This is a genomic window from Citrobacter sp. L55 (assembly GCF_002850715.1).
GTDB lineage: Bacteria > Pseudomonadota > Gammaproteobacteria > Enterobacterales > Enterobacteriaceae > Citrobacter > Citrobacter braakii.
This window is the reverse complement of record NZ_KZ559401.1, coordinates 520,205-529,871: the sequence shown is the minus strand read 5'-3', so window position 1 is coordinate 529,871 and position 9,667 is coordinate 520,205. Positions and strand designations below refer to the sequence as shown.

The 9,667-nt window shown below is 53.2% G+C and carries 9 protein-coding genes and 5 pseudogenes; 13 read left to right on the top strand and 1 reads right to left on the bottom strand.

What is annotated here, in order from left to right; all coding sequences use genetic code 11:
* The 4 genes and pseudogenes from B9P82_RS10055 to B9P82_RS10040 form a co-directional block, all read left to right on the top strand.
* On the top strand, positions 1–682 hold a 682-nt coding region (locus B9P82_RS10055; protein ID WP_001704202.1), incomplete at its 5' end, for an IS6-like element IS26 family transposase.
* 53 nt (positions 683–735) lie between these two features.
* A pseudogene (locus B9P82_RS28680) lies at positions 736–915 on the top strand (IS6 family transposase); the annotation flags it as partial.
* 53 nt (positions 916–968) lie between these two features.
* Positions 969–1,847: pseudogene (locus B9P82_RS10045) on the top strand (Tn3 family transposase); the annotation flags it as partial.
* Between the two features lie 102 nt (positions 1,848–1,949).
* Positions 1,950–2,930, top strand: a pseudogene (locus B9P82_RS10040) (IS5-like element IS5 family transposase).
* A gap of 316 nt (positions 2,931–3,246) precedes the next feature.
* Here B9P82_RS10040 and B9P82_RS10030 read toward each other — a convergent pair.
* The gene (locus B9P82_RS10030; protein WP_001752509.1) at positions 3,247–3,747 is read right to left on the bottom strand and encodes a non-heme ferritin-like protein; all 501 of its coding nucleotides are present in this window, start codon (positions 3,745–3,747) and stop codon (positions 3,247–3,249) included.
* Positions 3,748–3,927: 180 nt separating this feature from the next.
* Between B9P82_RS10030 and B9P82_RS10025 the strand changes: the two genes are divergently transcribed.
* From B9P82_RS10025 to B9P82_RS09985, 9 genes and pseudogenes are all read left to right on the top strand, one after another.
* Positions 3,928–4,625 (top strand): IS1 family transposase gene (locus B9P82_RS10025; RefSeq protein ID WP_246842117.1). Its coding sequence is split into 2 segments (ribosomal slippage): positions 3,928–4,177 and positions 4,177–4,625, totalling 699 coding nucleotides; the frame shifts between segments, so codons are not numbered across the junction.
* 273 nt (positions 4,626–4,898) lie between these two features.
* A pseudogene (locus B9P82_RS10020) lies at positions 4,899–5,761 on the top strand (GTPase family protein).
* Positions 5,762–6,101: 340 nt separating this feature from the next.
* Positions 6,102–6,317, top strand: a pseudogene (locus tag B9P82_RS10015) (DUF932 domain-containing protein); the annotation flags it as partial.
* Positions 6,316–7,128 carry a DUF932 domain-containing protein gene (locus tag B9P82_RS29285; RefSeq protein WP_143704267.1) on the top strand — a complete coding sequence of 271 codons (813 nt, stop codon included), beginning with the start codon at positions 6,316–6,318 and terminating at the stop codon, positions 7,126–7,128. The pseudogene B9P82_RS10015 and the gene B9P82_RS29285, both read left to right, overlap by 2 nt.
* A 216-nt stretch (positions 7,129–7,344) precedes the next feature.
* Positions 7,345–8,046 (top strand): DeoR family transcriptional regulator, encoded by a 702-nt coding sequence (locus B9P82_RS10005; protein ID WP_006812588.1) that lies wholly within the window; start codon positions 7,345–7,347, stop codon positions 8,044–8,046.
* Between the two features lie 40 nt (positions 8,047–8,086).
* Positions 8,087–8,323 (top strand): protein YpjK, encoded by a 237-nt coding sequence (gene ypjK / locus B9P82_RS10000; RefSeq protein ID WP_001144031.1) that lies wholly within the window; start codon positions 8,087–8,089, stop codon positions 8,321–8,323.
* A complete protein-coding gene (locus tag B9P82_RS09995) occupies positions 8,323–8,766 on the top strand; it encodes a YfjS/YafY family lipoprotein (protein ID WP_016239438.1) in 444 nt (147 codons plus the stop codon). Before ypjK ends, B9P82_RS09995 begins: the two co-directional genes overlap by 1 nt.
* A 22-nt stretch (positions 8,767–8,788) precedes the next feature.
* On the top strand, positions 8,789–9,256 hold the full coding sequence (gene ykfB, locus B9P82_RS09990) for a protein YkfB (protein WP_001547765.1): 468 nt from the start codon (positions 8,789–8,791) through the stop codon (positions 9,254–9,256).
* A gap of 76 nt (positions 9,257–9,332) precedes the next feature.
* Positions 9,333–9,572 (top strand): DUF905 domain-containing protein, encoded by a 240-nt coding sequence (locus tag B9P82_RS09985; protein WP_000194654.1) that lies wholly within the window; start codon positions 9,333–9,335, stop codon positions 9,570–9,572.
* Positions 9,573–9,667: the final 95 nt, after the last annotated feature.

Sequence of the window (9,667 nt, the reverse complement as noted above, 5' to 3'; positions counted from 1 at the left end):
TTTTCAGCGTGACATCATTCTGTGGGCCGTACGCTGGTACTGCAAATACGGCATCAGTTACCGTGAGCTGCAGGAGATGCTGGCTGAACGCGGAGTGAATGTCGATCACTCCACGATTTACCGCTGGGTTCAGCGTTATGCGCCTGAAATGGAAAAACGGCTGCGCTGGTACTGGCGTAACCCTTCCGATCTTTGCCCGTGGCACATGGATGAAACCTACGTGAAGGTCAATGGCCGCTGGGCGTATCTGTACCGGGCCGTCGACAGCCGGGGCCGCACTGTCGATTTTTATCTCTCCTCCCGTCGTAACAGCAAAGCTGCATACCGGTTTCTGGGTAAAATCCTCAACAACGTGAAGAAGTGGCAGATCCCGCGATTCATCAACACGGATAAAGCGCCCGCCTATGGTCGCGCGCTTGCTCTGCTCAAACGCGAAGGCCGGTGCCCGTCTGACGTTGAACACCGACAGATTAAGTACCGGAACAACGTGATTGAATGCGATCATGGCAAACTGAAACGGATAATCGGCGCCACGCTGGGATTTAAATCCATGAAGACGGCTTACGCCACCATCAAAGGTATTGAGGTGATGCGTGCACTACGCAAAGGCCAGGCCTCAGCATTTTATTATGGTGATCCCCTGGGCGAAATGCGCCTGGTAAGCAGAGTTTTTGAAATGTAAGGCCTTTGAATAAGACAAAAGGCTGCCTCATCGCTAACTTTGCAACAGTGCCNCATGGCAAACTGAAACGGATAATCGGCGCCACGCTGGGATTTAAATCCATGAAGACGGCTTACGCCACCATCAAAGGTATTGAGGTGATGCGTGCACTACGCAAAGGCCAGGCCTCAGCATTTTATTATGGTGATCCCCTGGGCGAAATGCGCCTGGTAAGCAGAGTTTTTGAAATGTAAGGCCTTTGAATAAGACAAAAGGCTGCCTCATCGCTAACTTTGCAACAGTGCCGTTTTTCCCGACAGCGCGGCATGGCGAAGCCATGAACATGGTCAATGCCAAATATGGTTCTGTTCCCGGCCTCAAAGCGTATACTCACGTAAGCGACCAGTTCGCGCCATTCGCTTGTCAGTCGATCCCGGCGACCGTGAGCGAGGCACCGTATATTCTCGATGGACTACTGATGAACGAGGTCGGTCGCCATGTTCGCGAACAGTATGCCGATACAGCAGGATTCACCGACCATTTGTTCGGAGCCAGTAGCCTGCTCGGCTACAATCTCGTTCTGCGAATCAGGGATCTGCCATCGAAGCGGTTGTACGTATTTAATCCCGATACGACCCCCAGGGAGTTACGCAAGTTGGTAGGTGGAAAAGCCCGGGAGGATCTTATCGTTGCGAACTGGCCTGATATTTTCCGTTGTGCCGCGACGATGACCGCTGGCAAAATCAGGCCCAGCCAACTCCTGCGCAAGCTCGCTTCTTACCCACGACAAAACAACCTTGCAGTTGCGCTTCGTGAAGTTGGTCGTATTGAACGGACCCTTTTCATTATTGAGTGGATCCTGGATACGGACATGCAGCGGCGTGCTCAGATCGGTCTTAACAAGGGAGAGGCCCACCATGCGCTCAAAAATGCGCTCCGTATCGGGAGGCAGGGGGAAATTCGCGATCGCACGACAGAGGGGCAGCACTACCGAATCGCTGGGCTCAATTTATTGACTGCGGTGATCATTTACTGGAATACCGTCCATCTTGGTCATGCCGTCACGGAGCGGCGGAACGAAGGGTTGGATGTTCCCCCTGAATTTCTTCCCCACATATCCCCATTGGGCTGGGCGCACATTCTACTGACTGGCGAATATCTTTGGCCCAAGGAACCGAAAGCTTAGGGTGTCATTTCGCCCTCAGCCGGAACCGACCCCTGGAAGGTGCGAACAAGTCCCTGATATGAGATCATGTTTGTCATCTGGAGCCATGGAACAGGGTTCATCATGAGTCATCAACTTACCTTCGCCGACAGTGAATTCAGCAGTAAGCGCCGTCAGACCAGAAAAGAGATTTTCTTGTCCCGCATGGAGCAGATTCTGCCATGGCAAAACATGGTGGAAGTCATCGAGCCGTTTTAACCCAAGGCTGGTAATGGCCGGCGACCTTATCCGCTGGAAACCATGCTACGCATTCACTGCATGCAGCATTGGTACAACCTGAGCGATGGCGCGATGGAAGATGCTCTGTACGAAATCGCCTCCATGCGCCTATTTGCCCGGTTATCCCTGGATAGCGCCTTGCCGGACCGCACCACCATCATGAATTTCCGCCACCTGCTGGAGCAGCATCAACTGGCCCGCCAATTGTTCAAGACCATCAATCGCTGGCTGGCCGAAGCAGGCGTCATGATGACTCGAGGCACTTTGGTGGATGCCACCATCATTGAGGCACCCAGCTCTACCAAGAACAAAGAGCAGCAACGCGATCCGGAGATGCATCAGACCAAGAAAGGCAATCAGTGGCACTTTGGCATGAAGGCCCACATTGGTGTCGATGCCAAGAGTGGCCTGACCCACAGCCTGGTCACCACCGCGGCCAACGAGCATGACCTCAATCAGCCGGGTAATCTGCTTCATGGAGAGGAGCAATTTGTCTCAGCCGATGCCGGCTACCAAGGAGCGCCACAGCGCGAGGAGCTGGCCGAGGTGGATGTGGACTGGCTGATCGCCGAGCGTCCCGGCAAGGTAAAAACCTTGAAGCAGCATCCGCGCAAGAACAAAACGGCCATCAACATCGAATACATGAAAGCCAGCATCCGTGCCAGGGTGGAGCACCCGTTTCGCATCATCAAGCGGCAGTTCGGCTTCGTGAAAGCCAGATACAAGGGGCTGCTGAAAAACGATAACCAACTGGCGATGTTATTCACCCTGGCCAACCTGTTTCGGGTGGACCAAATGATACGTCAGTGGGAGAGATCTCAGTAAAAACCGGAAATAACGCCAGAAATGGTGGAAAAAATAGCCTAAATAGGCTGATTCGATGTGTTTGCGGGAAAAAAATCGGCCCAGATCCGCGAAATTTTAATCAGCGAGTCAGCTTGGGAAGAAATGACCTGCTTATTCGCACCTTCCTTAATATAAAGACACAAGCAGAGACATTTTTGGCACGATATAAAAACGCTAAGTTAAAAAATCACTATGACGTGTTGGGTATCAAATGTTCACTGGCATAAACCTCTGTTTCTGATGTAAAACAGATTTTCTGAGGAGGCGTAAAACCTCCTCGTACTGCGAAATTGATTTAGTGATAGCGATCGATCACGCCAACCAGATAGTGGTCGGTTTGCTGCATGTTGATGCCCGCTTTTTTAGCGCTGCGGACTTCATCCAGAATGATTTGCAACAGCGTCCCGTCCACGATTTCCTCTTTTCTGTATCGCTTCAGGAAGTTAATCGCTGACTTATCGTTTGCTGCCTGGGCGTCTTCCGTCAAAGAGGTCAGCGCATTAATGCGCTTCTGGTAATCGCTTACCGTCTGCTCAAACAGATCTTCCAGCGTGGAAAATTCACCGCACCGGGCGTGTTGCTCCTGTAACACCGGCGTGGCGCCGCTCTGTTTGATGTATTCGTACATGCGCATCATTTGCGTCACCGTATTTTGCGCCTGATGACGCAAAAATAGTGCGGTGCCATTAAGGCTATTCTCGCTGCACCTCTGGCTGAGCTGAAGATACAAATTTGAGGTATAAAACTCCTGATTCATTTGCGCATTCAGTTTTTGAACTATTCCGCTAGCGATCATAGGACTTCCTTATTTCTTGTCATCTCAGAAAACGGTCACTCTTCGAAAAAACAACCAGAATAAAAGCGATTCTTTCGCTTTTTTTATTGCGCCTGGTTACGCAGTCATATTCATTTTAAGTCGGGGGTAATGGTGCCAACTTACTGATTTAGTGTACGATGGTGTTTTTGAGGTGCTCCCGTGGCTTCCATTTCCATCAGATGTCCTTCCTGCTCCGCTACTGAAGGCGTGGTGCGTAACGGTAAAAGTACTGCCGGACATCAGCGCTATCTCTGCTCTCACTGCCGTAAAACATGGCAGCTACAGTTCACTTACACCGCCTCTCAGCCCGGTACACACCAGAAAATTATTGATATGGCCATGAATGGCGTCGGATGTCGCGCCAGTGCACGCATTATGGGCGTTGGCCTCAACACGATTTTACGACACTTAAAAAACTCAGGCCGCAGTCGGTAACCTCGCGCATACAGCCGGGCAGTGACGTCATCGTCTGCGCGGAAATGGACGAACAGTGGGGATACGTCGGGGCTAAATCGTGCCAGCGCTGGCTGTTTTACGCGTATGACAGGCTCCGGAAGACGGTTGTTGCGCACGTATTCGGTGAACGCACTATGGCGACGCTGGGGCGTCTTATGAGCCTGCTGTCACCCTTTGACGTGGTGATATGGATGACGGATGGCTGGCCGCTGTATGAATCCCGCCTGAAGGGAAATCTGCACGTAATCAGCAAGCGATATACGCAGCGAATTGAGCGGCATAACCTGAATCTGAGGCAGCACCTGGCACGGCTGGGACGGAAGTCGCTGTCGTTCTCAAAATCGGTGGAGCTGCATGACAAAGTCATCGGGCATTATCTGAACATAAAACACTATCAATAAGTTGGAGTCATTACCTAAAACCATATAACACTGCAATGAGAATACAGATGATCATTGCATGCATGGATAGTTGGGACACTGGAGTTGAAGAAAAATATTTCTTTATTCAGAAAATGAAGCATGCTTGGCAGCAGGCTGTTTCATCACATAAAAAAGACAAAAAGTAGATCAAGTTAATAATTTTCAGATATATATCATCCCTTTGAACATACCAGATTAACGGTGGAATCTCACGATTCTGCCGTTTTTGTATTATTTTTCAGAGGAGTAGTAATGAACAATTCTGAAGGATTGAAGCCGTTTCAGCAATCGCTCGCTGGTCTGCCACAGTGGGTGTCTGAACGTATATTGCAGCAGATAAATCAGTTAACCCGCTACGAGCCAGTGATCGGCATTATGGGTAAAACCGGTGTTGGGAAGAGCAGTCTGTGCAATGCCCTGTTTGCCGGAGATATATCACCGGTCAGCGATGTGGCTGCATGTACCCGTGAGCCACTGCGCTTTCGCCTGCAAGTCGGCGACCGCTATATGACGCTGGTGGACCTGCCCGGCGTGGGCGAAAGTGGTGCTCGCGATACCGAGTATGCTGCGATGTACCGCGAACAACTCCCCCGGCTCGACCTGGTTCTGTGGCTGATTAAGGCCGATGACCGGGCGCTGGCGGTGGATGAACATTTTTATCATCAGGTGATTGGAGAGGTATACCGGCAAAAGGTGCTGTTTGTTATCAGCCAGTCGGATAAGGCCGAACCCACCAGCGGTGGGGGACCGTTGTCCACGGCGCAGAAGCAGAATATCAGCCGTAAAATCTGTCTGCTGCATGAGCTGTTCCAGCCCGTACATCCGGTGTGTGCCGTGTCGGTCCGTCTTCAGTGGGGACTGCGGGTGATGGCCGAGCGAATGATTAAGTGCCTGCCACGTGAGGCCACCAGCCCGGTGGTGTCGCAACTCCAGTCTTCCTTTCGCACGACGGTAGTCCGGGAACAGGCTCGTAGCGATTTTGGTGAAACCGTCGGGGCCGTACTCGATAGCATCAGTGCCTTTCCCCTGATACCCGCCCCGGTACGGGCTGTCATTCAGGCCGTGCGCACCACCGTGGTCTTGTGGCCCGCGCCGTCTGGGATTTCTTCTTCTGAGTATTTAATCCATCCCTGTTATTTCCCCGACCCTGTCGCCGATGCGACGGGGATCCCCTTTATTTGTTTTCCCGTTATGAGGAGTCTGCTTATGACCCGTCTGGCTTCGCGCTTTGGCGCTGCAAACATTATTCGTCGTGACCGTCCGTTAACCCGCGAGGAGCTGTTTCGCGTGGTGCCCAGTGTGTTCAGCGAGGANGATGCGACGGGGATCCCCTTTATTTGTTTTCCCGTTATGAGGAGTCTGCTTATGACCCGTCTGGCTTCGCGCTTTGGCGCTGCAAACATTATTCGTCGTGACCGTCCGTTAACCCGCGAGGAGCTGTTTCGCGTGGTGCCCAGTGTGTTCAGCGAGGATAAACATGAATCCCGTAGTGAACGCTACACCTATATACCCACCATCTCCTTGCTGGACAGCCTGCAGCGAGAAGGCTTCCAGCCATTCTTTGCCTGTCAGACCCGTGTGCGTGATCCGGAGCGTCGCGAACACACCAAGCATATGCTGCGTCTACGGCGTGAGGGACAGATAACCGGTAAGCAGGTGCCGGAAANCCTTGCTGGACAGCCTGCAGCGAGAAGGCTTCCAGCCATTCTTTGCCTGTCAGACCCGTGTGCGTGATCCGGAGCGTCGCGAACACACCAAGCATATGCTGCGTCTACGGCGTGAGGGACAGATAACCGGTAAGCAGGTGCCGGAAATAATCCTGCTCAACTCTCACGATGGCAGCAGTTCGTACCAGATGCTGCCGGGACTATTTCGTGCGGTTTGTCAGAACGGCCTTGTCTGTGGCGAGTCGTTTGGCGAGGTACGGGTGCCGCACAAGGGGGACGTGGTGAGTCAGGTGATTGAAGGCGCGTATGAGGTACTGGGGATTTTTGACCGGGTGGAGGAGAAACGGGATGCCATGCAGTCGTTGCTGTTGCCGCCTCCGGCACAGCAGGCACTGGCAAAAGCNCGGGTGCCGCACAAGGGGGACGTGGTGAGTCAGGTGATTGAAGGCGCGTATGAGGTACTGGGGATTTTTGACCGGGTGGAGGAGAAACGGGATGCCATGCAGTCGTTGCTGTTGCCGCCTCCGGCACAGCAGGCACTGGCAAAAGCCGCTCTCACATACCGCTTTGGTGAAGACCACCAGCCGGTGACTGAGTCGCAAATACTCTCCCCACGCCGCTGGCAGGATGAGAGCAATGACCTGTGGACCACGTACCAACGTATTCAGGAGAACCTGATTAAGGGCGCTCTCAGCGGGCGTAACGCCAAAGGAGGACGGTCGCATACTCGTGCCGTGCGTAGCATTGACGGGGACGTGAAACTTAACCGGGCACTGTGGGTGATGGCGGAAGCCCTGCTCACGCAACTGCAGTGACCGTTTAATGTTGCTGCTTTGTTAATATCGGACACCACCTGTCCGCATCGCACCGTGCTGACGGTCCTCACTCACCGAGGGGAGGCCTGTAACCCCCGCTGCCTCTGGCTTTTGCAGAAATGAAAAATAGTTTCTGTGGTGTCCATACCCTGTCCGACCCCCTCTTTAAAGTAATCACATCATTTTCAGTCAGTTAACTTTCACGGAGAACGTCTCATGACACAGGCAGAACGCCGCCATGACCGGCTGGCTGTCAGGCTGTCACTGATAATCAGCCGTCTGGTGGCAGGGGAAACGCTGAGTGTGCGTAAGCTTGCCGCTGAGTTTGGTGTGTCGGTGCGCACGCTGCGGCGTGATTTTCGTGAGCGGTTGATGTATCTGGACCTGGAGTATCAGTCCGGATATTGCCGCTTACGCACTGCGGGCAGTGAGACGCAGATGGTGCCCGACGTGCTTATCTTTGCCCACCGCAGCGGGATGGCCGGTCTTTTCCCTGGCTTTGACCGTCGTCTGGTAAACGCACTGCTGATGTGCGATGAGTCTCCCTGCGTAATCGCACCCGCCAGTCCGGCTCCTTCGCCATCAGGCGCATTGTCTTTCTGGCGACTGATTCAGGCCATTACCGGGCGCAGGCGGGTGACTCTGATTGCCGAGGGGCAGCGCTGTGAGCGGCTGGCTCCCTGCCGGTTACTCATCCACCAGCAGGCCTGGTATCTGGTGGCAGAGCACGACGGACATATCGCCGTATTCTCCCTGGATGAAATCCATCTGGTTCAGCCCCTGCAGGAGACTTTCCGGCGTAACGACAGTCTGTGTCGTCTTGTTGAAGACCCGGGCTTTATTCAGTCCTTACCCCATTTTCGCTTTATCCAGCAGTCACTGCTTACGTTTGTTCCGGCCAACAGCTCACCAGAATAGCGCAAGCGTTGTTATCAACCCGGCAACAGGGAGGAGCCCTATGCCCGTTATTGCCATTATCGCCATTGTTGTCATCGTCATCATTCTGAACAAAACCGGGGTGTCCGACAGTCTCGCGGCCCTGACCCTTGCCACTGTTGCCGCACTGCTGACGGGAGGTGGCGCAGCCGGTGCTGCCAGTGTCGCGCTGACACCGTTCGTCGGCGTGCCGGTGGGTATTTTCGTGGGCATTTATGTCTTTGCCAAAGTGGTTCGTCTGATTTCAGGAAAAAAATAATGAAACGTAAAACACTGCCTCTGCTGGCGCTGGTTGCCACCACTCTGTTTCTCATCGCATGCGATGACAGAAGTGATGACCTGAAGGCCATCAGTAAATTTAAGGACCTCACCCCACCGCGTTTCAGTGATGTGGTCAGCCACCAGGATGATGTCAGCGAAGAATGGTCACAGGTTGACTACTTATCCGGTCCCACCTTGCAGGTTTTACGTACCCGCCAGTCGCCCGATGGCTGCGAGGATGGCAGTTACTACTACCTCGTGGACATGCAGGAAAAAACCGTCCAGCCACTGATGAATGCGCTTTGTATTGCCGATAACATCAAACTGGAATACCAGGAGGTGACGGACCCGTATACCAAAGAAAGATACTTTGAGTACGCCCATGACGGCAAACTGATGGGTCGACTGCTGATACCCTCAAACCCTGAGAACCAGGAATAAAACAACGACAAAGGAGACAAGAATGACAATACTTTCACTAAGTCGGTTTATGCTGGCGGGTGTACTGCTCGCGAGCTTTAATGCCTCTGCTATCCCGGGGTTCTGGCAGCAGGGTTACGGTCAGGGCAATACGGAATACAGCGTGACCGAAGCCAGCGGAAAGACGTTTACCATCAACTGCACAGGGAACCCGGATCAGAATGGTTTCTATCAGCATTCAGTCTTTCTTACCCTTGCCGATGACAAGATGGTCAGTTCGCACGATGACGACACTACTATCACCGTAGTGATGGATCACCAGCAGTACATTATTCCGTCCAGCCTGGGCTGGCGTAACGGCGATAACGCCTGGTTTGACTTCATCAGCAATATCTCTGAGGCCGGGCAGTTCGACGTCTACGTCAATGACCACAAAGCAGGGACCTTCACTGCGGACCGGAAGAACGCTGAGAAAGTTCTGTCCACTCTCGGAGACTGCAGCAACGACTGATAGTAGTATCTTCCCCAGCAAATCCACCCCGACAGCTAGCAGGCTGCCGGGGTTTTCTTTTATCAGGAGCCCGAAAATGACCCAATCCGTGTTGCTGCCACCGGGGCCTTTCACCCGGAGACAAGCGCAAGCGGTCACTACCACGTACAGCAATATCACACTCGAAGACGACCAGGGCAGTCACTTCCGTCTGGTGGTTCGTGATACTGAAGGCCGGATGGTCTGGCGGGCATGGAACTTTGAGCCGGATGCCGGTGAAGGTCTTAACCGCTATATCCGCACCTCAGGCATCCGTACAGACACGGCCACCCGCTGATCGCGAAGCATTTACCCGCATTCACCTCCCCGAACACACTTTATATCCCCATACGCCAGCCATCGCCGCTGGCGTTTTTATTGACGGAGACATAC

Bases quoted from the DNA above. Each gene is read 5' to 3' on its own strand.
- B9P82_RS10030 (WP_001752509.1), bottom strand. From the start codon at position 3,747: ATGATCGCTAGCGGAATAGTTCAAAAACTGAATGCGCAAATGAATCAG.
- B9P82_RS10005 (WP_006812588.1), top strand. From the start codon at position 7,345: ATGACACAGGCAGAACGCCGCCATGACCGGCTGGCTGTCAGGCTGTCA.
- ypjK (WP_001144031.1), top strand. From the start codon at position 8,087: ATGCCCGTTATTGCCATTATCGCCATTGTTGTCATCGTCATCATTCTG.
- B9P82_RS09995 (WP_016239438.1), top strand. From the start codon at position 8,323: ATGAAACGTAAAACACTGCCTCTGCTGGCGCTGGTTGCCACCACTCTG.
- ykfB (WP_001547765.1), top strand. From the start codon at position 8,789: ATGACAATACTTTCACTAAGTCGGTTTATGCTGGCGGGTGTACTGCTC.
- B9P82_RS09985 (WP_000194654.1), top strand. From the start codon at position 9,333: ATGACCCAATCCGTGTTGCTGCCACCGGGGCCTTTCACCCGGAGACAA.